This window comes from Kineosporia sp. A_224, assembly GCF_002198655.1.
Classification (GTDB): Bacteria; Actinomycetota; Actinomycetes; order Actinomycetales; family Kineosporiaceae; genus R-H-3.
The window spans coordinates 43,074-64,300 of the sequence record NZ_MWLN01000204.1 but is presented as its reverse complement, the minus strand read 5'-3'; the positions used below and the strand labels follow the sequence as shown (position 1 = coordinate 64,300).

The window sequence follows — 21,227 nt, the reverse complement described above, 5'->3', positions numbered from 1 at the left end:
CCGTCCGGCCCTCAGGCGCCGAAGACCGCCGGCAGCGTCCCGCTGTGGGCCGCCGCCAGCTCCTCGAGCGACAGCGTGAACAGGCCCTCGACGGTCAGGCCCGGGCCGCCGTCCGGCCCGGCGGCGTCGTCGACGCTGCCGATCCGGGCGAGCGGGTAGCCCTGCGCGGCGCACAGGTCGGCGAACCGGGCCTGCCGGTCCGCCGGCACGGCGACGACAGCGCGCGCCGTCGACTCGGCGAAGAGCGCGACGAAGGGCGTGACGCCGTCCCGCGCGCAGACCTCGTCGAGCCGCACCCGGGCGCCGACGCCGTACCGCAGGCAGGCCTCGACGAGGGTCTGCGCGAGGCCGCCGTCGGAGACGTCGTGGGCGGCCGACACGAGGCCCTCGTGCGCCGCCGCGACGAGCACGTCGCCGAGGGTGCGCTCGGCGCCGAGGTCGACCGCCGGGGGCAGGCCGCCGAGGTGGGCGTGCTCGACCCACGCCCACTCCGAACCGGCCAGCTCCTCGCGGGTCGTGCCCAGCAGGTAGACCGCCTGCCCGGGCTCGCGCCAGCCGGACGGCGTCCGGCGCGCGACGTCGTCGAGCACCCCGAGGACGCCGACGACGGGCGTCGGGTGGATCGCGACGTCGCCCGTGGAGTTGTAGAACGACACGTTGCCGCCGGTCACCGGGATCCCCAGCTCGAGGCAGCCGTCGGCCAGGCCCGTGACGGCCCGCTCGAACTGCCACATCGAGTCCGGGTGCTCGGGCGAGCCGAAGTTCAGGCAGTCGGTGACACCGGCCGGCCGGGCGCCGGCGGTGACGACGTTGCGGTACGCCTCCGCGAGCGCCAGGCGCGCCCCCTCGTAGGGGTCGAGCGCACCGAAGCGGCCGTTGCAGTCCATGGCGATCGCGACGCCGAGCCCGGTCTCCTCGTCGACCCGCACGACGCCCGCGTCGTCCGGCATCGCGAGCGCCGTGTTGCCGCGGACGTACCGGTCGTACTGGTCGGTGACCCACGCCCGGCTGCAGAGGTTCGGCGAGCCGACCATCCGGAGCAGGAGGGCCCGCAGCTCGTCACCGGAGGCGGGCCGGGGCAGCGCGTCGGGGACGTCCGCCTGCCGCGCGTCGAGCCAGGCCGGCCGGGCGTACGGGCGGTGGTAGACCGGGCCCTCGTGGGCGACGGTCCGCGGCGGGACGTCGACGATCGTCTGCCCGCGCCAGCGGACGACGAGCCGCCCGGTGTCGGTGACCTCGCCGACGACGGTCGCCTCGACGTCCCATTTCGTCGTGATCTTCAGGAACGTGTCGAGGTCGGCGGGCCGGACGACGGCCATCATCCGCTCCTGCGACTCGCTCATGAGGATCTCCTCGGGGCGCAGCGAGGGGTCGCGCAGCGGGACGTCGTCGAGCATGGCGAGCATGCCGCCGTCCCCGTTGCTCGCGAGCTCGCTGAACGCGCACGACAGCCCGGCCGCGCCGAGGTCCTGGATCCCCGTGACGACCTCGGCCGCGAAGAGCTCGAGGCAGCACTCGATGAGCACCTTCTCCGCGAACGGGTCCCCGACCTGGACGGCCGGGCGCTTCGTCGGGCCGCCCTCCTCGAAGGTCTCGCTCGCGAGGATCGAGGCGCCGCCGATGCCGTCGCCGCCGGTGCGGGCGCCGAAGAGGACGACGAGGTTGCCCAGGCCGGTCGCGTTCGCGAGGTGGATCTCGTCGTGCCGCAGGACGCCGAGGGCGAGCGCGTTGACGAGCGGGTTGCCCTGGTAGCAGGGGTCGAACGCGACCTCGCCGCCGATGTTCGCCAGGCCCAGGCAGTTGCCGTAGCCGCCGACGCCGGCGACGACACCGGGCGCGACCCGCTGGGTGTCCGGGTGGTGCAGGTCGCCGAAGCGCAGGGAGTCCATGACGGCGACCGGCCGGGCGCCCATCGAGATGATGTCCCGGACGATGCCGCCGACGCCCGTCGCGGCGCCCTGGTAGGGCTCGACGAACGACGGGTGGTTGTGACTCTCGACCTTGAAGGTCACGGCCCAGCCGTTGCCGATGTCGATGACGCCGGCGTTCTCGCCGATCCCGACGAGGAGCTTGGAGCGCATCTCCTCGGTCGTCTTGTCGCCGAACTGGCGCAGGTGCACCTTGCTCGACTTGTACGAGCAGTGCTCGGACCACATGACCGAGTACATGGCGAGCTCGGACGACGTCGGGCGGCGGCCGAGGATCTCCCGGATCCGGTCGTACTCGTCCTCCTTGAGGCCGAGGTCGCGGTACGGCTGGACGACGTCGGGCGTCGTCGTGGCCTGCTCGACGGTGTCGAGGGTCGGTCCGCCGACGGTCGATGGGGTCGGTGCGGTCGACTCGGTCGTCTCGGCGCTGGTCACGGTCTCCGGTCCAGGGGGATGCGCGGGGTCGGACGGCGCCCACGCTATCGCGACGGGTGGGGCGGCCCGGGCGCCGCCCGGCACCCGGGCGGCGTCCGGCGCACCGACGCCCGGGCGCCCCACGTCGTCGTCGGGCCGACGTCGTGCTCCGTCGACCACAGGAACAGGTGCCGGCGGGTCGAGGTGGCGATCCCGTGGTGCGCCCGGCCCCCGGCCCGCAGCAGCGGGAGCAGCGACCCGAGCCCGGGTTCCGTGCCGCGGTCGAACCACACCGCGGACGGTGTCGTCCTGGCGAGCGTCTGCGGCCTGCCGATGAGGACGACGCGGCCGCCGCCGGGCCCGTCGAGGTCGAGGACGACCCGGCCCTGCACCTGCCGCCGGCGCCGCGCGGCGCCGGCGGCGACGTCCACCCGGGTCCGCAGCTCCCACTCACCGTCCTGCGCGATCGTCACGGTCTGGGCGACCATGACGGACGCCGTCTCCGAGCGCACGGCGAGCCTCCAGACGACGTCCTGCGGCGGTCCCGCGACCGGCGGCGGGGCCGGGAGCAGCGGCCCGGTCGGCAGCTGGACGACGACGCGCGCGGCCACGGTCAGGCCGCCGCGGTCGGGGACGCGGAACCGGACGCCGCGGGTGCCTCGGAGTCGACCGGTGGCAGCGCCGGGGACGTCACCGGCGCGGTCCGCACGGCGGCTCTGCCCCTGCCGGGGTCGCCGGCCGACACCGCCACGGTGGCCGCGCCGACCGGCACCTCCACGGCGCAGACGACCTCGGCCGTGGCCCCGACCTGGAGCAGGGTGCTGTTCTCCTGGCCGTTGGCGGCGTCCTCGCAGCGCTTCATCGGCACCGAGACCCCGTCGACCACGGCCCGCAGGTCCTGGCGGAAGGTGAAGTAGACGCCGGTGGCGTAGTACGTCGGGACCTGGCGGTGGGCCACCCGCAGCCGCAGGTTCAGGAAGCGGGTCCCCGTGCGGGCCCGGCCGCCGTACGCGGGCAGCCCGTCGAGCCCGTACGCGGCGTCCGTCACCGTGACCGTGGCGCCACCGCCGCCGTTGCCGGTGAGGACCTTCCCGACCGGCCCGACGGTCGCCGGCACCGGGTAGGCCGGGGTGGCGGCCGGCGCACCCGCGGCCGGGAAGACCGCGGGGACGGTCCCGGACTCGTGGACGTCGAGGGTCCAGCCGTCGAGCGACGCCGGGTCGACGGTGTCGAGGTACGCGTAGGCCTCGACCGTCGTCCCGGACTGCACGACCTCGTCGCCCCGCGACGGGCGGATCTGCGCCTCGACGGAGTCACCGCCCTTCGTCAGCCCGATCTGCGCCAAGGACAGCTGCCACGTCTCGGTGGTGTTCCGCACCTTGAACCGGACGAGCACCCCGGGCTGCTCACCGGACGGGAACGGTGCCGGGACAGCCGTCGACCCGGTGACCGCGTCGCCGACGGCGAAGGGCGCGTGGAGGACGACCTGGGTGACGGTGTACTCCATCCCCGCGTAGTCGACGGGTGCCGGTGGGCCCGGCACCGCGAGCGGTGTGACGCTCGGCGCGGGCCGGGACGGTGCGGCGGAACCGCTGTCCGTGGGACCGGCGGTGCCGGCGCCCGCCCCGAACGGCAGGGCGCAGCCGGACAGCAGCAGAACGGGGACGAGGGCCGCGGGCAGGGCACGGCGGAGGGTCGTCGAGGTCATGCGGCCGGACGCTAGGCAGCCGCGGTCACCGCCGGGTCACCAGCGGGTCACCGCCCGGGCGCGGTCCCGGTCGCAGCCCCGTCGCAGCCCCGTCGCAGCCCCGTCGCACTCAGCGCGCGTACCGCTCCGCGGCCCGCGCCCGCGCCTTGGCCGCCTCGACCTCCCGGTCCTTGGGCGCGCCGTGCGCGACGAGGGCGTCGAGCAGCCGCTGGGTCGCCGCGGCGACCTCCTCGACGGCCCGGTCGAACGCCTCGGTGTTGTCCTTGGCCGGCTTCGGCGAGCCACTCACCTTGCGGACGTACTGGACGGCGGCCGCATGCACCTCGTCCGGCGTCGCCGGCGGCGCGAAGTTGTGCAGGGGGCGGATGTTTCGGCACATGCGACCGACGCTAGCCCGGGGCGCGGGCAGGTGTCAGGAGAGTGGTCAGCCGTGCAGGTTCTCGTCGTGCTCGTTGACCTGGACCACGACGCCGTCCGGGTCCGCGACCCGGAACGACCGGCCGAACGCCTCGTCGACGACGGCGTCGGGCGCGTAGCCGGCCGCGACGAGCCGGGCGTGGACGGCGCCGAGCGGCTCGTCCGTGACGAGCGCGAGCTCGCACCAGCCGGGCCCGTGCTCCCCGGCCGGGCCGCGGTCGGCCGGCGGCTCGGCCCGGTGCAGCGCGAGCGAGCCGGAGGTCGCGGGCAGGTCGGCCCAGACGCCCGACGCGGCGGTGGCGCCCGGGTCCAGCCCCAGCACCCGGTAGAAGGCGATCGCCGCCGCGACGTCGGCGCTGTACCGGATCGGCATGACTCTCACGGCTGCTCCCTCACGACGGCCCCTCACGACGGCCCCTCACGACGGCTCCTCGCCCAGGCGCGCGAGGTGCTCCCGAAGCGCCTCCTCGACGAACCTCGACAGCGACTGCTCGGCGTCGACCGCGGCGTGCTTCACCTGCCGGACCAGGGTCCCCGGCAGGTAGACGTTGAACTGCTGCTTGTCGTCGTCCGGCACGAGGCCGAGCGTACCTCTGAGCTAGAGTGCTAGCAAGCGAGCATCTGGACCGGTCGGGCTCAGGACGGGACGACGATCTCGACGCGGCGGTTGAGCTGCCGGCCCGCCGGGTCGTCCTTGCCGCCCGTGCTGTTCGCGGCGACCGGCCGGGTCTCGCCGAAGCCACGCGCCGTCATCGGGGCGTCGAGCCCGGCCGCGGTGAGCGCGTCGACGACGGCCTGCGCCCGGCGCAGCGAGAGGTCCTCGTTGTAGGCGTCGCTGCCCTTGGAGTCGGTGTGGCCGTCGACCTGCACGCGCTTCGTGGTGCCGCCCAGGGCTGTCGCGACGCCCGCGAGCACCTCCTGCGCCTCGGGTCGGACGGCGTCGGAGTCGAAGTCGAAGAGCAGGCCCGCCGAGATCCGGATCAGGGTGCCGCAGGGCCGGCCGACGGGCTTGAGCTTCGCCAGCTTCGGGAGCGTCCCGAGGAGGGCGAACTTCGGCATCGGCGCGATGGTGATCGGGGCGTCGTTCATCGTCCCCGTGCCGTCACCGTTGACGACCACCTCGCCGTACTCCCCGATCCAGCTACCGGACCCGTCGCCGTTGTTCTCGACGACGCCCGCCGCGCCGACCCAGCGGCCGGACCCGTCCGCCGCGACGTCGTAGGAGTCCTCGCCGACGACCGAGCCGGAGCCGTCGGCCTCCACCTGGTAGACGATCTCCCCGGTGTACTGACCGCTGCCGTCGGCCTCGACGGCCAGGACGGCGTCCGGTGCGGTGATCTGGCCCGACCCGTCCGCGGCCACGTCGTAGATCACCTCGTCGCCGACGAGCTGGCCGCCGCCGTCGGCGTCGATGTCGCTGACGCCCGCGTCGGTGATCGTCTGCCCCTCGCCGCTGGCGCCCGCCCGGTTGACCACGGCACCCTTCGCGTCGCAACGGGCCCCGGTCACCTCGACCCCGGGCGGGAGCGGCACGGCGGCAGCGATCGCGGAGCGGGTGCGGGTCGCGGCGGCGGTGAGCGCGGAGACGTCCGGCACCCGGTAGACGGGGAACTCGGGGAGCCGGATCTCGTCGGTGCTCGCGGCCGCGTCGGTGCCGCCGGCGGCGCCCGGCGCGTCGGCCCCGGCGGCGCCCTCGGCGGCCGTCGAGGTCGCGGGGGTGAACCGGACGCCCGCCCCGCTGCAGCCGGTGAGAGCCACGGCGAGCCCGAGGGCGGCGACGGCGAGCAGCGGGCGGGCGGGGGCGGTCACGGTGCGCATCGGGACTCCTGGTCATGGCCGGACGGACGACACACGGTAGGAGGACCGCCGGGCCCGAAAGGTTCACGGCCCCGTGATGCGCAGCTGCGCGGCACGCAGCGTGAGGTAGTCGCGCTCGGCGACGTTCGTCGTCCGGCCGGCCGCGCGGGCGTACGCGGCGGCGGCCGCGACGTGGTCGCCGGCGCTCTCGTGCAGGTGCGCCCGGACGGCGTCGAGCCGGTGCCCGGCGGCCAGCGGGCCGCCGTCGAGGGTGGCGAGCAGCGCGAGGGCGGCGTCCGGGCCCTCGACCATCGAGAGCGCCACCGCCTTGTTGAGCGTGACGACCGGGTTGCCCGACAGCCGCTCGAGCGCCGCGTAGAGCGCGAGCACCTGCCGCCAGTCCGTCGCGGCCGCGGACGGCGCCCGGTCGTGGACGGCGGCGATCGCGGCCTGCAGCGCGTACTCGCCGATCGGGCGCCGGGCCAGCGCGGCGTCGGCGAGGGCGGCCCCCTCGGCGACGAGGGCGGCGTCCCACAGCGAGCGGTCCTGCTCGGGCAGCGGGACGAGCTCACCGGCGGGCCCGGTGCGTGCCGGGCGCCGGGCGTCGGTGAGGAGCATGAGCGCGAGGAGCCCGGCGACCTCGCCGTCGTCCGGTCGGGCCTGGTGCAGCAGCCGGGTCAGCCGGATCGACTCCGCGGAGAGCTCGACCCGGTGCAGCCCCTCCCCGCCCGTGCTCGTGTAGCCCTCGTTGAAGACGAGGTACAGCACGTGCAGGACGACGCGCAGCCGGTCGGCGAGCTCGTCGGCGGGCGGCATCGCGAACGGTGCCGCCTGCGCCCGCAAGGTCGCCTTGGCCCGCGAGATCCGTTGCGCCATCGTGCTCTCCGGCACGAGGAAGGCCCGGGCGACCTCCGCCGTCGTCAGGCCGCCGACGGCGCGCAGCGTGAGCGCCACCGCGGACGCCGGGGTGAGGGCCGGGTGGCAGCACAGCAGGAGCAGGACGAGCGTGTCGTCGGTCGCCGTCGCGTCCGCGGGCGGCGGTTCGACCGCCACGACCTCCTCCCGCCGGCGCCGCGCCGTCTCGCTGCGCCAGTGGTCGACGAGCCGGTGGTGCGCCACCTGGAGCAGCCAGGCCGTCGGGTCGGCGGGCACGCCGGCCCCGCCGGGCGGCGGGGCCCAGGCGCCGACGGCGGCGAGCAGCGCCTCCTGGACGGCGTCCTCGCACGCCGCGAAGTCGCCCCAGCGCCGGGCGAGCGCGCCGAGGACCCGCGGCGCGAGGTCGCGCAGCAGGTCCTCGGTGCGGTCGGTCACGACGGCGCCGGCGGGGCTGCGGTCAGGAGTCCGACCCGGGCACGGCCATGATCTGGCGCACGTGGATCGGCTGCTGGATCGGGACGCCCTTCGCACCGGGCGCCGCCGAGGCCCGGGCGGCGATCTCCAGCGCCCGGTCGAGGGAGTCGACGTCGACGACCCGGTACCCGGCGAGGAACTCCTTGGCCTCCAGGTACGGGCCGTCGGTGACGACCGGCGCGCAGACGCCGTCGGCGGTGACGACCTTCGCGAGGTCCGGGCCGGACAGGCCCTGGGCGTCGACGAGCTCGCCGGCCGCGTCGAGCTCGGCGTTGAGGTCGACCTGGAACCGGATGTGCGCCTCGACGTCCTGCGGGGCCCATTCGTACATCGGGACGTCGCAGCCGGCGCCGCCCTCGAAGTTCTGCAGCAGCATGAAGCGGGGCATGGTGTCCTCCTCGTCGTCGAGGTGCCGGGGTGGCAGCCTCACAGACCCAGGACGGAGCCGCCGTCCCGTTCTCGACATCGGCTCCCGACGTCGCCCGCGGGGACGGTCAGGCGGAGAGCACCGCGCCCAGCGCCGACGTGAAGAACCGCAGGCCGTCGGTGCCGTCGTAGCGGCCCCGGGCGTCGCGGTCGGTGCCGAAGAGCGCCTCGACGGCGTGCTCGGGGTGCGGCATGAGGCCGACGACGGTCCCGCTCGCGTTGGCGATCCCCGCGATGTCCCGGTACGAGCCGTTCGGGTTGCCGTCGAGGTAGCGGAACACGACGCGGCCCTCGCCCTCGAGCCGGTCGAGCGTCGCGTCGTCCGCGACGAAGCCGCCCTCGCCGTTCTTCAGCGGGACGACGATCTCCTCGCCCGCCGCGTACTCGCTCGTCCAGACCGTCGACGTCCGCTCGACCCGCAGCCGCTGGTCCTTGCAGACGAACTTGCGGTGGTCGTTGCGGATCAGCGCCCCCGGCAGCAGGTGCGACTCGCAGAGCACCTGGAAGCCGTTGCAGATGCCCAGCACGGGCAGGCCGGGAGCAGTCTGCTCCGGCGGGCCGGCGAGCCGGACGATCTCGCTCATCACCGGGGAGAACCGGGCGATCGCACCGCAGCGCAGGTAGTCCCCGTAGGAGAACCCGCCGGGCAGGACGACGGCGTCGACATCCCTGACGTCCGCGTCGCCGTGCCACAGGGCGACGGCCTCGCCGCCCGCCACCCGGACGGCGCGCGCGGCGTCCACGTCGTCGAGCGTGCCGGGGAAGGTGACGATTCCGATCCTCACGCGGGCAGCCTATCCGGCGTCACCCTTCGTGGCGGCGACCGGGCGGGCGTACCGCCGTCCGGATGGTCCGCCCCGCACCGCCCCGGCGGCGGCCCGCGAACCGTCAACCGGCACCCCGCGGATGCCGATCTGTCTGGCAGGAGATCGACTCGGGAAGGACCCCACCATGACCGCCAGCGTGCAGCACCGGCCCCGCGGCAACCGCCGCGGTCGCCGCCGGGACGGCGGCCGCCGCCGCACGATGGTCGTGGCCCTCCCCCTCGCGCTCGTCGCGAGCAGCGCCCTCGTCTACCAGGCCTCGAACGCCGCGTTCACGGCGTCGACCGACAACGGCTCGAACACGTGGTCCTCCGGCACGGTCGCGATCTCCGACGACGACTCGAGCTCGGTGATGTTCCAGGCGACCGGCCTCAAGCCCGGCGACACCGGGATCAAGTGCATCAACGTCACCTACTCCGGCACGCTCGCGGGCGGCGTCCGGCTCTACGTGACGTCCCCGTCCGGCACCCTCGGCCAGTACCTCGACCTCACCGTCGAGGAGGGCACGGGGGCGACCGGCGGCGCGACGCTGTCGTGCTCGGGCTTCTCCGCGACGTCGACGCTCAGCGCCGGCGGCCAGACCCTCACCTCGTTCGCGACCGCGCACACCGACTTCGGCTCCGGGGTCTCGTCGTGGGCGCCGACCGGCGCCTCGCCCGAGGCCCGGAGCTACCGGGTCACGTACACGCTCCAGGACACGAACTCCGCGATGGGCCAGTCGGCCGCCGCGACGTTCGTCTGGGAAGCGCAGAACTCCTGACGTGCAGTCCGGCGTCTGCGTCGACCTCGCGCCCGCACCGGGTCTGCGCGAGCGCGCCGAACCGGTCGCGCTGACGGCGGCCGTCGCGTGGCTGTTCGTCCTCGCGTGCCTCGCGCTGTGGTCGCTCGGGCCGCTCGTGGTCGGCTGGCGTCCCGCCGTCGTCGTCACCGGCTCGATGCTCCCGACGATCCGCCCCGGCGACGTCGTCGTCGTCGACCCCGGCGCGACCGGCCTGCACCGCGGCGAGATCGTCCTCGTCCGTGACGCGTCCCAGCCCTCCGGCCGGGTCGCGCACCGCGTCGTCGAGGTCAAGGGCAACGGCGACCTCGTGACGAAGGGCGACGCGAACCCCACCGCGGACCGCGCGCCCCGGCACCCGGCCGACGTCGTCGGCCGGGTCCGCCTCGTCGTGCCGGCCGCGGGCCGGCTCGCGATGCTCCGCCACGGGCCGACCCGCGGCGACCTCGCATGGGCGGGCGTCGCCGTCCTCGCCTGCCTGACGCTCGGCGTCGTGCGGCCCGCGGGCCGCTGACGGCTCAGCTCCCGGGGGCCGGGGCCCGCAGGTCCCTGCGCCGCGGGGGCGGCACGGCACCGGACGGTGGAGCGGCCGACCCGCCCGCAGGCATCGCGTAGTCGCCTGCGGCCACGACCCGGTCCCGGCCGGTGTTCTTCGCGTGGATGAGCGCCGCGTCGCTCGCGTGCACGAGCGCGGCCGGCTCGGTGCAGTGCTCGGGCACCGCCGCGACCCCGAAGCTCGACGTGACGGGCACCGGCTCGGTGACGCCGTGGAGCGCGAGCCGGACCTTCTCCGCGAGCGCCATCGCCTCGTCGGTCGTGCCGCCCGGCAGCAGGACGCCGAACTCCTCGCCGCCGTACCGGGCCGCCGTCGCACCGAACGCCCCGGCGTGCTCCATGAGGACCCGCGCGACGATCTGGAGCACCTCGTCACCGGCCTGGTGCCCGTACCGGTCGTTGACGGACTTGAACTTGTCCACGTCGGTGAGGACGAGCGCGTACGGCGTGCCGGACGTCGTCCAGCCTTCGTGCAGCCGGGCGAGCATGTCGTCGAAGGTGCGGCGGTTCGCCAGGCCGGTGAGGCCGTCGGTCGAGGCCCGGCGCTCGGCCGCCACGAGCAGGTCGGCACGCGACCAGGCGAGGGACGCAGTGGCCGTCGCCTGCGCGAAGGTCTCCAGGGCACGGTTCTCGGTGCGGTCCCCGCGGCCGCGCAGGGCGACGACGAGGACGATCCGCTCGCCCGGTGCGTCCGTGATGTCCGCGACGGCGATCCGCCGCGCGTCCGGGAGCAGGGCGCTCAGCCACGGGTCCCGCTCCGGGTCGAGCCGCAGCGCGAGCGCCAGGTTGTCGGCGCTGCGGGGCAGGTCGAGGAGGGCGGACGTGCCGGCGTCCGCGACGACGACCGGCAGCCGCCGCCGGTCGGCGCCGGAGCCCTGCCCGCGACGGTCGGAGGCGACGTCCGCGACGAGCTGGACGGAGCCCCCGACGGTCCGCAGCACGACGGCGCGGGTCGCGCCGATGCTCACGCCGGCGAACCCGGCGAGGTGCCCGGCGACCTCCTCGACCCGGGTGGCGAGGTGGAGCCGCTCGGCGAAGCGGGCGAGCGCCTCGGCGTCGAAGCGGCGACGGCGCAGCTCGCGCTCCGCCGCCGCCGCGGCCGCGGCGGTCGTGATCGTCACGAGCCACAGGCTCAGCAGGTCGACGGCCAGCCGCTGCTCGCCGTCCAGACCGCCGGGCAGGACGGCGGGGGGCGGGAGCAGGCCGGTCTCCTGGCTGCGCAGCGCCACGAGGAAGAGCACCGAGAGCCACAGCGCCACCTTGATCCCGGTGCGGAACGAGGCGAGGAGGACGACGGCGACGAGCAGGGCGAGCGGGCCGATGTCGACGCCGGCGCGGTGCCCGAGGGTCTCCCGCAGGTACGTGACGAACAGCCCGTCGACGAGGAGAGCAACGCCGAAGCAGCGGGCGGCGACCGGTGTGCTGGCGACCCGGACGGCGAGGCTGAGCAGCGTCGTCAGCGCGAGGTAGACGGCGCTCGCCACGAGCACCGTGCGCAGCTGCGGCAGGTGCAGCGCGAGCAGCATGCCGTGCAGGACGACGAGGTAGAGCACCCGGAAGCCGACCATCGCCGCGACGCGGTCGCCGAGCGGCACGATCTCGACGCCGGCGGCGCCCTTGGCGGCCGCGCTCATCCGGTCCGCCCGCCGGCCCGGCCCGGGGCGAACACGTCGGGGAAGACCGTGTTGGTCTCCCGCCGGGTCGTGCTGGCCGCGGCGAGCTTGGGGTCGCGCCGGTCGATGAAGTCCTGGACGAGCAGGAACAGGCCCGCGACGAGCAGGGCGGCGAGCGGGTACTGCGGCTCCCGGACGACCGCGACCGCGACGGCGCTCGCGCGCTGGGCGGCCTCCCGGACAGCCCGCAGGAACGGGGCGCCGGCGTCGAGGTCGACGTCGGGCTCGTCGACGGCCGGGGTCCCGGTCGGGCCCGGGGTGACGGTCGTCGTCGGGGCCGGGGTCGGCGTCCCGGTCGGGGTCTGGGTGGGCGACTGCGTGGGGGACTGCGTCGGGGGCGGCGTCGGGTCGACGACGGGCGGCGTCTTCGGGGGCTCGGTCGTCGGGGTGTCGGTCGGCCCGGGCGGGTCGACGACGACGTCGCGGTCGAGCCGCCAGACGAGGTCCCCGCGGGCCGTGAGCCCCTGCACCTGCAGGTCGGGGTCCATGAGGACGGTGACGCGGAAGCTGCGGACCGGCTCCGCGGCGGGGGCCCAGCCGGTCGCCAGGCCGTTCCCCGCGGACGCCGCAGCGAGCCGGTCGAGGGTGCCGGTCCACAGCGTCGTCCCGGTGAAGCCGGTGCAGTCCCCGAAGCGACCGCCCTCGCCCGACTCCAGCGTCACGGTGACGTGCGGGGCGAGCGCCCCCGACACGTCGACGGCGGCGAACCAGACCGCGTCGCCCGCCCGCGCCGTCCGGGTGCCGACCCGTACGCATGCGGACAGCGGCCGGCCCGGGGCGAGCCGGTCCGCGGCGGTGAACAGGGCCCGGCCGCCGTCGTCGTCGAAGAGCGAGACGCCGCCCTCGGACTCGGCACCAGCGGCAGGGGACGCGAACGCCCAGGCGAAGCCGACGAGGAGCACGAGGCACGCCACGACCAGGGACTGGCGCCCCGCGGTCACGGCTCGCCGGCGCGCGGGCACGACGACGCCTCGAGTGGATGGCCCCACAGGTGACCTATCGGCAGGCAGCCGTTGTGTCTTGACCCTGCCGAAGGGCCGATGACCTGCGCAGATACCCGAACGGCCGAGCGCTGGTGCGCCCGTTCGGGTCAGTCCGCGGCGACGACCCGGACGACGTCCTCGATGACCGGGTTGGACAGCAGCGTCTCGGCGGCCTCACGGACCCGGGCGAGCACCTCGTCGGTGACCTCGCCGGTCACCTCGAGCTCGAAGCGCTTGCCCTGCCGCACGCTCGCGAGCTCGGCGAACCCGAGCCGGGCCAGGGCGCCGGCCACGGCCTTGCCCTGCGGGTCGAGGATCTCCGGCTTCGGCATGACGTCGACGACGACACGTCCCATGGTGTTCGGCTCTCCTGCCGGTCGGGGTCTGCGGCCAGCCTATCGACGTCGGCCCGACGACCGACATCGGCTCGACCGGCCGGGCGCGGAGTGCTTGGGTACCTGCATGCGCGTCACCCACCTCGGTCACTCGTGCCTGCTCGTCGAGGCGTCCGGCGTCCGGGTGCTCGTCGACCCCGGGGCGTTCAGCCACGGCTTCGAGGAGCTCACGGACCTCGACGCCGTCCTCGTCACGCACCAGCACGTCGACCATCTCGACGTGGAGCGGCTCCCGCAGCTGCTCGAGGCGAACGACGGCGCCCGTCTCGTCGTCGAGCCCGAGACGGCCGCCGAGCTGACCCGGGCCGGCATCGAGGCCGCGCCCCTGCACCCCGGCGAGACCCTCCCGCTCGCCGGCCTCACGGTCACCGCGGTCGGCGGCGAGCACGCGCTCATCCACACCGACGTGCCCCGGATCGGCAACACCGGGTTCGTCCTCGCCGAGGAGTCCGGGCCGCGGCTGTTCCACCCCGGCGATGCGATCGACACCGTCCCCGAGGGCGTCGACGTCCTCGCCCTGCCGCTCGCGGCCCCGTGGTCGGCACTCAAGGAGACGGTGGACTTCCTGCGGGCGGTGGCACCGCGGTCGTGGTTCCCGATCCACGAGGCGCTGCTGTCGGACGTCGGGCGCGGGGTGTTCCTGCGGGTCGGCGGGAGCCTGGCACCGGAGGGGTCGCAGCGCCTGGAGCTGGACGGCGCGACGCAGCTCTAGACGAACGTGCGCCCGGTGAGGCGCTCGTACGCCTCGACGTAGCGCGCCCGGGTCCGCTCGACGACGTCGTCGGGCAGCGGGGGCGGCGGGACGTCGGAGGCGCGGTCCCAGCCGGACCCCGGGGACGTCAGCCAGTCGCGCACGTACTGCTTGTCGAAGCTCGGCTGCACCCGCCCCGGCCGCCACCCGTCGGCCGGCCAGAACCGGGACGAGTCCGGGGTGAGCACCTCGTCGCCGAGGACGACGGCACCCGCCGCGTCGCGGCCGAACTCGAGCTTGGTGTCGGCGAGGACGATCCCGCGCTCCCGGGAGAGCTCCTCGGCGCGCCGGTAGACCGCGAGCGTGAGCACCCGCAGCCGGGACGCGTCGTCCGCCCCGATCGTCGCCGCGACCTGCTCGAAGGTGACGTTCTCGTCGTGCTCGCCGAGGTCGGCCTTGGTCGCCGGGGTGAAGATCGGCTCGGGCAGGCGGGAGCCGTCCTCGAGGCCGGGCGGCAGCGGGACGCCGCAGACGGCGCCGGCCGCCCGGTACTCGACGAGCCCGGAGCCGGCGAGGTAGCCGCGGGCGACGCACTCGACGGGGTACATCTCGAGCCGGCGGCAGACCATCGCGCGCCCGGCGACGACCGCCGGGACGTCGAGGCTCACGACGTGGTTCGGGACGAGGTCGGTGAGCCGCTCGAACCACCACGTCGACAGCGCCGTGAGGATCCGGCCCTTGTCCGGCACCGGCGTCGAGAGCACGTGGTCGTACGCCGAGATCCGGTCGCTCGCGACGACGAGCACGGTCTGCGACGCCTCCGCCGCGGGGCCGCCGTCCGGCACGTAGAGGTCGCGGACCTTGCCGGAGTACACATGACGCCAGCCCGGGACCTCCTGCGGCGCAACAGGTCCGGCCGGTCCGCCGGGCGCCGCGGCGACCTCGCTCACGCGGGGCCGCCCGCGAGCGCGACGTCCCCGGCCGCGGCCCGGGCCGCGATGTCGGAGCGGTGGTGCGCCCCGGCGAGCGAGAGGTGCGAGACCGCCGCGTAGGCGACGTCGCGGGCGGCGGCGAGGTCCGGGCCGGTGCCGACGACGGACAGCACCCGGCCTCCCGCGCTGAGCACGGCGCCGTCCGGGCCGGCCGTGGTGCCCGCGTGGAGCACCCAGGCGCCGGGGACCGCGGCGGCCTCGTCGAGCCCGCCGATCGGGTCACCGGTCCGCGGCGACGCGGGGTAGCCCTGCGAGGCGACGACGACGGTCACGGCGGCGGCGTCCCGCCAGCGCAGCGTCGGGAACGTCGCGAGGGTGCCGGTCGCGGCGGCGTTCAGCAGGCCGGCCAGCGGCGTCGCGAGCCGGGCCAGGACGACCTGCGTCTCCGGGTCGCCGAAGCGGGCGTTGAACTCGATGACCCGCACGCCGCGCGACGTCATCGCGAGGCCGCAGTAGAGCACCCCGGCGAAGGGGGTGCCGCGGCGGGCCATCTCGTCGACGGTCGGCTGGGCGACACGGTCGACGACGGTCCGGGTCAGGTCGGGCGCCGCCCACGGCAGCGGCGAGTAGGCGCCCATGCCGCCGGTGTTCGGGCCGGCGTCGTCGTCCCCGACGCGCTTGAAGTCCTGGGCCGGCGCCAGCGGGACGACGGTCACGCCGTCCGTGATGCAGAAGAGCGACACCTCGGGCCCGTCGAGGAACTCCTCGACGACGACCCGGCCGCCCGGCCGCGCGAGGCACCCGGCGGCGTGCTCGAGGGCGGCGGCGCGGTCGTCGGTGACGACGACGCCCTTGCCGGCGGCGAGCCCGTCGTCCTTGACGACGTAGGGGCCGCCGAAGGCGTCGAGCGCGTCGGCGACCTCGTCGACGGTCTCGCAGACGTGCGCCATCGCGGTCGGCACGCCGGCGGCGGCCATGACCTCCTTGGCGAACGCCTTGCTGCCCTCGAGCTGCGCCGCCTCGCCCGACGGGCCGAAACAGGCGATGCCCGCGGCCCGGACGGCGTCCGCCACCCCCGCGACGAGCGGGGCCTCAGGGCCGACGACGACGAGGTCGGCGGCGACCTCCGCGGCGAGCGCGGCGACGGCCTGCGGGTCGAGCGGGTCGACCGACCGCAGCTCGGCCGCGACCGCCATGCCGGGGTTGCCGGGTGCCGCGACGACGGCCTCCACGGCCGGGTCCGCGGCGAGCGACCTCACGAGGGCGTGCTCACGCGCGCCGGTACCGATGACGAGGACCTTCACGGCGCTCAACCCTAGAGGCTGTGCGGCCCCCGCCCGGACGGCGTCCGCAGGTCAGGACGGCGCGCGGGCCCGGCGGGCAGGACGCGCGCGGGCCCGGCGGGCCGCGCCCGCCCTACCGGTCGGGCCCGCCGGACGTCCGTGGGGCGCTCCCGCGCGCCGGGGACGCCGGTCAGCCGGCCGGCGCCGTCAGCAGCTCCTCGAGGCGCTGGACGTCGAGCACCGCGGCCGGGCTCGTCGCGCCGACCATCTCCGACACCCCGGCGATGAAGCCCGTGGGCTCCGCCACGAGGGTCAGCGCGACCCGGGTGTGCCCCGGGCCGGCCTCGGCCATCCGGAGCTCACCGTCGAACGCGGGGCCGGCGAGCGCGTGCCAGGCGATCCGGTGCTCCTTGGGGTGGTGGCCCACCGCGACCTCGACGTCCCGGGTGCGTCCCGGGCCGTCGACCCCGCCGGTGACGGTGAAGACGAACCGTTCGAACGACGTCCGGCGCACCGACCGCACCCCGGTGAGGAACCGGGGCCACTCCTCCACGGCCGAGAGCCGTGCGTACACGTGCTCGACGGGCAGGTCGACCACGCTCGAGGCTTCCTGACGTGTCATGGCTACCACCTCCAGGCGGTGCGTCGACGTCGGGCGCCGTCGGCCCCGGCGGCCGCCGACACGTTCACGCTAGGACTGCGGTGGTGGCCCGGCTGGGGGACGATCGTCGCGTGAGCCTCGCCGACCGGGTGACGTCCGGTGCCCGCACCACCCTGCGGCGACGCACCCGGCTCGGCCTGACCCGGCTGCGCCTGACCTGGTGGGGTGCCGCCCAGAGCGCCCTGGCCGGGGCGCTCGCCTGGGAGTTCGCCGTCCACGTGCTCGGTCACAGCGGGCCGTTCTTCGCCGCGGTCGCCGCGATCGTGTGCCTGTCGACGACGTACCTCAACCGGCTCCGTCGGGTCGTCGAGATGGGCATCGGCGTGACCCTCGGGGTCGCGATCGGGGACGCCGTCGTCCGGGAGATCGGCCGCGGCGGCTGGCAGATCGGCGCCGTCGTCCTCGTCGCGATGCTCGTCGCGCTGCTCCTCGACGGGGCACCCCTCATCATCAACCAGGCCGCCCTGCAGGCCGTCTTCGTCACGGCGCTGCCGCCGCCGGTCAACGGGTACGTCGCCCGCTGGGAGGACGCCCTCGTCGGCGGTGTCGTGGCCCTCGTCGTCGCGTTCGCGCTGCCGTCCGACCCGCGCCCGGCGATGCGGGACGCCGGCGGCGCCGTCGTCCACCCGATCGCCGACGCGCTGCGGCAGTCGGCGACCGCCGCCCGGGTCGGGGACGTCGAGCGCGCGTTCGACGCGCTCGAGCAGGCCCGCGCGACCCAGCCGGCCATCGACCGCTGGCGGGACGCCGTCCGGGCGGGCGAGGAGGTGAGCCGGCTGTCGCCGCTGCGCCGGCACGCCCTCGCGGAGATCTCCGCGCACCGGGCGGCGCTGGCGCCGGTGGACCGGGCGATCCGCAACGTCCGGGTCGCGCTGCGCCGGGCGGTCGCGGCGGCCGAGGACGAGCAGGCGCTCGGCGGCCGGGCGGACCCGTCGGCCGCCGGGTCGTCCGCTGCGACACCCGCCGACCGGGACGACGGGGCGTCGACGAGCCCGCTGCCCGTGGTGGCGGGCAGCCCGGCGCACCTGCTGCCGCCGTCGGTGGTCGAGGTCCTCGACGGGCTGGCGTCGGTGTTCTACACGCTGCCGGGAGCGCTGCGGGACCGGGACGGCGAGGGCGGACGCCGGGCCGTCGCGGCGCTCGACGACGTCACCGACCGGCTGCGCCCGGAGCGGCTGGAGATGCCGACGATGAACGCGACCGTCATCGTCGCGCAGGTCCGGTCGGCGGTCGTCGACCTCATCCAGGTGCCGGGCGTCCCCGAGCACGAGGCGCGGGCGAAGCTGCCGCGGTAGCGCTAGCCAGCTGGAGTCAGCCCGCGCGCGCCTCGAGGACCGCGAGGTCGCGGGTGGCGTAGCGCAGGTGCTCGACCTCCTCCTCGAGGGTCACGGCCAGGCACTCCCAGACCGGCCGCTCCTCCTCGGGGTAGCCGGGGGCCGGCGGCCGCCGGCAGGGCCGGCCGAGGACGTCGTCCGTCAGCGCCCCCAGGACGTTCCGCAGGACCTCGCGGCGGGAGGCGAGCGCGGCGAGCACCTCGTCGGACGAGGGCCGGGCGTCGACGTCGATGCCGAGCGCGGCGCCGTCCGCGGCCGGGTACCAGCTCTGGGGCAGGCCGAGCCGGTGGTAGGGCCGCTCCTCGTCGAGGACCGTGCGGCTCACCCAGGCGTCGGTGACGAACACCAGGTGCCGCAACGTCTCCAGGAAGGACCACTCCTCGTCGACCCGCTCGTCGAGCGCCGCGTCGCCGAGCCCGCGCGCCCGCTCGACCGCGCCGGCCCAGAGGCCCTCGAGGGTGGCCCACATCGCGCGGAAGTCGCCCGCCGTCCGCATGCTGCGCAGCTGGACGCGCTCTGGGTGACGCCGGTCGAGCTCGGCCGCGACGAAGTCGGTGACGTCGACGCCGTTGACGACGAGCCGCTCGACGTAGCCGGAGAGGTCGACGTCGACGAGGACGCCGTCCCGGACCCGGACACCCGTGAGGTCGCAGTCGACGAAGCGCGCGCCCGTGAGGTCGCGGACCTCCAGGCGCGCACCGCGGTGGGCGTCGGTGTGCTCGGGCCCGAAGGGGCCGGCGTCGAAGCGGTGCGGCCCGAACTGTGGCGTCATGCCGTCATCCTGCCGCGCGGCTCACCCCGCGAGCGCACGCCCCTGCTCGGCGGCCGCGAGCAGGTCCGGTGCCGGGAGGCCGTCACCGGCGGCGAGGGCCGCGAGCCACTCGGCCGTCGTCGCGACGCTCGCGAACGCGCTGCCGAGAGCCACGAGAACCGCGGCGTGCAGCGCGTGCGCCTCGACCGTCTCGGCGCCGACCGCGAGCGGCAGGGTGCCGGTCGCGTCGGAGAGCACCTCGACGCCGAAGCCGAGGTGCGCCGCCTGCCGCGCCGTCGTGTCGACGCAGAGCTGGGTCATGTACCCGACGATCGTCAGCGTCGCGATGTCGTTGGCGCGCAACCACTCCTCGAGGTCCGTCCCGGTGAACGACCCGGGGTAGGCCTTGCGCACCAGGTGGTCGCGGGGCCGGTCCTCGACGAACGGGTGCAGCTTCCAGCCGTCGCTGCCCTCGGCGAAGACCGCGTCGTCCGGGGCGTCGGTGTGCTGGACGACGACGACGGGCACACCCGCCGCGGTCGCGGCGTCCATCGCCTTCGCGACGTTCGCCGTCGACACGTCGAGCGGCGGGTGCGTGATCGGCAGGCCGGCCCCGGGGAAGACCCCGGGGTCGTACTCCTGCTGGACGTCGATGACGACGAGGGCCCGCGCGGGGACCGCCATCAGAGCGTGCCCTCGACGGCCGTGAGCGCCTCGTCGAGCAGGGCCAGGCCGTAGCGCGCCTCGTCGTCCGTGATGTTCAGAGCGGGGACGACGTGGGTGCGGCTGCCGTTGATGAACGGGAGCAGACCGCGCTCCTTGCACGCCGCACCGAGCGCGAGGATCGGTGCGTTCGCCTCGCCGGCCGCGTTGAACGGCACGAGCGGGGTGCGGGTGGCCTTGTCCCGCACCAGCTCGAGCGCCCAGAAGGCGCCGGAGCCGCGGACCTCGCCGACGATCTCGTGCCGGGCCTGCAGGTCGGCCAGGGCCGGCCCGAAGATCTCGCGGCCGAGCCGGTCGGCGTTCTCGACGACGCCCTCGTCGGCCATGACGTTGATCGTCGCGACGGCGGCCGCGCACGCGAGCGGGTGGCCGGAGTACGTGAGGCCGCCGGGGAAGACCCGGTTCGAGAACGTCTCGTACACCTTCTCGGAGACGATGACGCCGCCGAGCGGGACGTAGCCTGAGTTGACGCCCTTGGCGAAGGTCACGAGGTCAGGCTCGGTGCGGGTGTCGTCGACCCGGTTGCCGGCGCCGTCCTCGTCGCCGAGCTCGCAGGCGAACCAGCGGCCGGCGCGGCCGAAGCCGCTCATGACCTCGTCGGCGATCCAGAGGATCCCGTACTTGTCGCACAGCTCGCGCACGCCGCGCAGGTAGCCGGGCGGCGGGATCATGATGCCCGCGGTGCCGGGGATCGACTCCAGGACGATCGCGGCGATCGTCGAGGCCCCCTCGAGGACGATCGTCTGCTCGAGGTGCTCGAGGGCGCGGGCGCACTCCTCGGCCTCGGTCGTCGCGTGGAAGTGCGAGCGGTAGAGGAACGGCCCGAAGAAGTGGACGACGCCCTCGGCGCCGTAGTCGTTCGGCCAGCGCCGCGGGTCGCCGGTGAGGTTGATCGCCGTCGTGGTGTTGCCGTGGTAGCTGCGGTAGCGGGCGAGCACCTTGCGGCGGCCGGTGTGCAGGCGGGCCATCCGGACGGCGTTCTCGATGGCGTCCGCGCCGCCGTTGGTGAAGAAGACGTGGCTGAACGAGGCGCCCGGCGCGCGCTCGACGATGAGCCGGGCGGCCTCGGAGCGGGCGTCGTTGACGTGCTGCGGCGCGATCGTGCAGAGCTTCGCCGCCTGGTCCTGGATCGCCGCGACGACCTTCGGGTGCTGGAACCCGATGTTCGTGAAGACGAGCTGGCTGGAGAAGTCGAGGAACGGGCGGCCCTCGCCGTCCCACACCCACGAACCCTCGGCGCCCGCGGCGACGAACGGCTTGAGGGCGGCCTGCGCCGACCACGAGTGGAAGACGTGCGCCCGGTCCAGGTCGTACGCCCGGGCCGACCCGGCCGGGTCGGGGGTCGGCGTCGGCGCCGTGGAGGGCAGCGGCGGGCGGGTCGAGGCGGCGCTCGGGGCAGGCACGGTGCTCGTCATGGCGGCAGCCTAGGCCGCCCCGGCGGCGACGCCCAGGGAGCACACCGTCAACCTGAGGCACCCATAGCCGTCACTGTGTCGGCGGGCCGGGAGTGAGACCACCCCAAGGGGTGCAGACCGGTCGGTCTGGCGCCCCTGGCGGCCGGCGGACCGGTCCGGCTCGGTAGACAGGGCCACCGGCCACCAGGG

23 protein-coding genes are annotated in these 21,227 nt (G+C 75.6%); 4 read left to right on the top strand and 19 right to left on the bottom strand.

Translation table 11 applies throughout. The features are described 5' to 3' along the window. Nucleotides 1–11: 11 nt before the first annotated feature. The 10 genes from purL to purQ all read right to left on the bottom strand — a co-directional run bounded on the left by purL (nucleotide 12) and on the right by purQ (nucleotide 8,825). On the bottom strand, nucleotides 12–2,363 hold the full coding sequence (gene purL / locus EDJALFJO_RS25215) for a phosphoribosylformylglycinamidine synthase subunit PurL (RefSeq protein WP_088289114.1): 2,352 nt from the start codon (nucleotides 2,361–2,363) through the stop codon (nucleotides 12–14). A gap of 44 nt (nucleotides 2,364–2,407) precedes the next feature. Next, entirely contained in the window at nucleotides 2,408–2,953 is a 546-nt protein-coding gene (locus tag EDJALFJO_RS25210) for a hypothetical protein (protein WP_088289077.1), read from the bottom strand. Nucleotides 2,954–2,955: 2 nt separating this feature from the next. Further along, on the bottom strand, nucleotides 2,956–4,050 hold the full coding sequence (locus tag EDJALFJO_RS25205; protein WP_088289076.1) for a hypothetical protein: 1,095 nt from the start codon (nucleotides 4,048–4,050) through the stop codon (nucleotides 2,956–2,958). Between the two features lie 109 nt (nucleotides 4,051–4,159). Beyond that, nucleotides 4,160–4,429: a DUF2277 domain-containing protein gene (locus tag EDJALFJO_RS25200; protein ID WP_088289075.1), complete on the bottom strand. Its 270-nt coding sequence runs from the start codon at nucleotides 4,427–4,429 to the stop codon at nucleotides 4,160–4,162. A gap of 45 nt (nucleotides 4,430–4,474) precedes the next feature. Further along, entirely contained in the window at nucleotides 4,475–4,840 is a 366-nt protein-coding gene (locus tag EDJALFJO_RS25195) for a VOC family protein (RefSeq protein ID WP_369812579.1), read from the bottom strand. A gap of 45 nt (nucleotides 4,841–4,885) precedes the next feature. Next, a complete protein-coding gene (locus EDJALFJO_RS25190; protein ID WP_088289073.1) occupies nucleotides 4,886–5,044 on the bottom strand; it encodes a ribbon-helix-helix protein, CopG family in 159 nt (52 codons plus the stop codon). Between the two features lie 59 nt (nucleotides 5,045–5,103). Then, nucleotides 5,104–6,285, bottom strand: coding sequence for an OmpA family protein (locus EDJALFJO_RS25185; protein ID WP_088289072.1), 1,182 nt, complete (start codon nucleotides 6,283–6,285; stop codon nucleotides 5,104–5,106). 63 nt (nucleotides 6,286–6,348) lie between these two features. Then, nucleotides 6,349–7,575, bottom strand: coding sequence for an RNA polymerase sigma factor (locus EDJALFJO_RS25180; RefSeq protein WP_088289071.1), 1,227 nt, complete (start codon nucleotides 7,573–7,575; stop codon nucleotides 6,349–6,351). Between the two features lie 22 nt (nucleotides 7,576–7,597). Next, complete coding sequence (locus EDJALFJO_RS25175; protein WP_088289113.1) at nucleotides 7,598–8,002, bottom strand: YciI family protein; 405 nt, start codon at nucleotides 8,000–8,002, stop codon at nucleotides 7,598–7,600. Between the two features lie 106 nt (nucleotides 8,003–8,108). Beyond that, nucleotides 8,109–8,825, bottom strand: coding sequence for a phosphoribosylformylglycinamidine synthase subunit PurQ (gene purQ / locus EDJALFJO_RS25170; protein ID WP_088289070.1), 717 nt, complete (start codon nucleotides 8,823–8,825; stop codon nucleotides 8,109–8,111). Between the two features lie 166 nt (nucleotides 8,826–8,991). Here purQ and EDJALFJO_RS25165 point away from each other — a divergent pair, with 166 nt between their 5' ends. Continuing rightward, nucleotides 8,992–9,624, top strand: coding sequence for a hypothetical protein (locus EDJALFJO_RS25165; RefSeq protein ID WP_088289069.1), 633 nt, complete (start codon nucleotides 8,992–8,994; stop codon nucleotides 9,622–9,624). A 1-nt stretch (nucleotide 9,625) separates the two neighbouring features. Continuing rightward, a complete protein-coding gene (locus EDJALFJO_RS25160) occupies nucleotides 9,626–10,156 on the top strand; it encodes a signal peptidase I (RefSeq protein ID WP_088289068.1) in 531 nt (176 codons plus the stop codon). A gap of 4 nt (nucleotides 10,157–10,160) precedes the next feature. On the opposite strand, the gene EDJALFJO_RS25155 is transcribed toward EDJALFJO_RS25160, so the two are convergent. From EDJALFJO_RS25155 to purS, 3 genes are all read right to left on the bottom strand, one after another. Next, nucleotides 10,161–11,831 carry a diguanylate cyclase gene (locus EDJALFJO_RS25155; protein ID WP_088289067.1) on the bottom strand — a complete coding sequence of 557 codons (1,671 nt, stop codon included), beginning with the start codon at nucleotides 11,829–11,831 and terminating at the stop codon, nucleotides 10,161–10,163. Further along, on the bottom strand, nucleotides 11,828–12,811 hold the full coding sequence (locus EDJALFJO_RS25150) for a hypothetical protein (protein WP_088289066.1): 984 nt from the start codon (nucleotides 12,809–12,811) through the stop codon (nucleotides 11,828–11,830). The genes EDJALFJO_RS25155 and EDJALFJO_RS25150 overlap by 4 nt, the downstream gene beginning before the upstream one ends. A 149-nt stretch (nucleotides 12,812–12,960) precedes the next feature. Continuing rightward, nucleotides 12,961–13,209: a phosphoribosylformylglycinamidine synthase subunit PurS gene (gene purS / locus EDJALFJO_RS25145; protein WP_088289065.1), complete on the bottom strand. Its 249-nt coding sequence runs from the start codon at nucleotides 13,207–13,209 to the stop codon at nucleotides 12,961–12,963. Between the two features lie 106 nt (nucleotides 13,210–13,315). Here purS and EDJALFJO_RS25140 point away from each other — a divergent pair, with 106 nt between their 5' ends. After that, nucleotides 13,316–13,960, top strand: coding sequence for an MBL fold metallo-hydrolase (locus EDJALFJO_RS25140; RefSeq protein WP_088289064.1), 645 nt, complete (start codon nucleotides 13,316–13,318; stop codon nucleotides 13,958–13,960). Here the strand turns inward: EDJALFJO_RS25140 and EDJALFJO_RS25135 are convergent. From EDJALFJO_RS25135 to EDJALFJO_RS25125, 3 genes are all read right to left on the bottom strand, one after another. Further along, nucleotides 13,957–14,889 (bottom strand): phosphoribosylaminoimidazolesuccinocarboxamide synthase, encoded by a 933-nt coding sequence (locus EDJALFJO_RS25135; protein ID WP_088289063.1) that lies wholly within the window; start codon nucleotides 14,887–14,889, stop codon nucleotides 13,957–13,959. The genes EDJALFJO_RS25140 and EDJALFJO_RS25135 overlap by 4 nt on opposite strands. After that, entirely contained in the window at nucleotides 14,886–16,175 is a 1,290-nt protein-coding gene (gene purD / locus EDJALFJO_RS25130; RefSeq protein ID WP_088289062.1) for a phosphoribosylamine--glycine ligase, read from the bottom strand. Before purD ends, EDJALFJO_RS25135 begins: the two co-directional genes overlap by 4 nt. Before the next feature lie 169 nt (nucleotides 16,176–16,344). Further along, the gene (locus EDJALFJO_RS25125; protein ID WP_088289112.1) at nucleotides 16,345–16,776 is read right to left on the bottom strand and encodes an SRPBCC family protein; all 432 of its coding nucleotides are present in this window, start codon (nucleotides 16,774–16,776) and stop codon (nucleotides 16,345–16,347) included. A gap of 110 nt (nucleotides 16,777–16,886) precedes the next feature. Between EDJALFJO_RS25125 and EDJALFJO_RS25120 the strand changes: the two genes are divergently transcribed. Further along, nucleotides 16,887–18,110: an aromatic acid exporter family protein gene (locus EDJALFJO_RS25120; protein ID WP_158220562.1), complete on the top strand. Its 1,224-nt coding sequence runs from the start codon at nucleotides 16,887–16,889 to the stop codon at nucleotides 18,108–18,110. 16 nt (nucleotides 18,111–18,126) lie between these two features. On the opposite strand, the gene EDJALFJO_RS25115 is transcribed toward EDJALFJO_RS25120, so the two are convergent. From EDJALFJO_RS25115 to EDJALFJO_RS25105, 3 genes are read right to left on the bottom strand one after another with little or no spacing between them, the layout of a single operon-like run. Further along, nucleotides 18,127–18,921: a DinB family protein gene (locus tag EDJALFJO_RS25115; RefSeq protein ID WP_088289060.1), complete on the bottom strand. Its 795-nt coding sequence runs from the start codon at nucleotides 18,919–18,921 to the stop codon at nucleotides 18,127–18,129. Between the two features lie 21 nt (nucleotides 18,922–18,942). Further along, nucleotides 18,943–19,584 (bottom strand): cysteine hydrolase family protein, encoded by a 642-nt coding sequence (locus EDJALFJO_RS25110; protein ID WP_088289059.1) that lies wholly within the window; start codon nucleotides 19,582–19,584, stop codon nucleotides 18,943–18,945. Continuing rightward, on the bottom strand, nucleotides 19,584–21,038 hold the full coding sequence (locus EDJALFJO_RS25105; protein ID WP_088289058.1) for an aspartate aminotransferase family protein: 1,455 nt from the start codon (nucleotides 21,036–21,038) through the stop codon (nucleotides 19,584–19,586). Before EDJALFJO_RS25105 ends, EDJALFJO_RS25110 begins: the two co-directional genes overlap by 1 nt. Nucleotides 21,039–21,227: the final 189 nt, after the last annotated feature.

Excerpts from the sequence above, each read along its gene's own strand:
- EDJALFJO_RS25205 (WP_088289076.1), bottom strand. The coding sequence starts at position 4,050 with ATGACCTCGACGACCCTCCGCCGTGCCCTGCCCGCGGCCCTCGTCCCC.
- EDJALFJO_RS25200 (WP_088289075.1), bottom strand. The coding sequence starts at position 4,429 with ATGTGCCGAAACATCCGCCCCCTGCACAACTTCGCGCCGCCGGCGACG.
- EDJALFJO_RS25195 (WP_369812579.1), bottom strand. The coding sequence starts at position 4,840 with ATGCCGATCCGGTACAGCGCCGACGTCGCGGCGGCGATCGCCTTCTAC.
- EDJALFJO_RS25185 (WP_088289072.1), bottom strand. The coding sequence starts at position 6,285 with ATGCGCACCGTGACCGCCCCCGCCCGCCCGCTGCTCGCCGTCGCCGCC.
- EDJALFJO_RS25175 (WP_088289113.1), bottom strand. The coding sequence starts at position 8,002 with ATGCCCCGCTTCATGCTGCTGCAGAACTTCGAGGGCGGCGCCGGCTGC.
- EDJALFJO_RS25165 (WP_088289069.1), top strand. The coding sequence starts at position 8,992 with ATGACCGCCAGCGTGCAGCACCGGCCCCGCGGCAACCGCCGCGGTCGC.
- EDJALFJO_RS25155 (WP_088289067.1), bottom strand. The coding sequence starts at position 11,831 with ATGAGCGCGGCCGCCAAGGGCGCCGCCGGCGTCGAGATCGTGCCGCTC.
- purS (WP_088289065.1), bottom strand. The coding sequence starts at position 13,209 with ATGGGACGTGTCGTCGTCGACGTCATGCCGAAGCCGGAGATCCTCGAC.
- EDJALFJO_RS25140 (WP_088289064.1), top strand. The coding sequence starts at position 13,316 with ATGCGCGTCACCCACCTCGGTCACTCGTGCCTGCTCGTCGAGGCGTCC.
- EDJALFJO_RS25125 (WP_088289112.1), bottom strand. The coding sequence starts at position 16,776 with ATGACACGTCAGGAAGCCTCGAGCGTGGTCGACCTGCCCGTCGAGCAC.
- EDJALFJO_RS25115 (WP_088289060.1), bottom strand. The coding sequence starts at position 18,921 with ATGACGCCACAGTTCGGGCCGCACCGCTTCGACGCCGGCCCCTTCGGG.
- EDJALFJO_RS25110 (WP_088289059.1), bottom strand. The coding sequence starts at position 19,584 with ATGGCGGTCCCCGCGCGGGCCCTCGTCGTCATCGACGTCCAGCAGGAG.
- EDJALFJO_RS25105 (WP_088289058.1), bottom strand. The coding sequence starts at position 21,038 with ATGACGAGCACCGTGCCTGCCCCGAGCGCCGCCTCGACCCGCCCGCCG.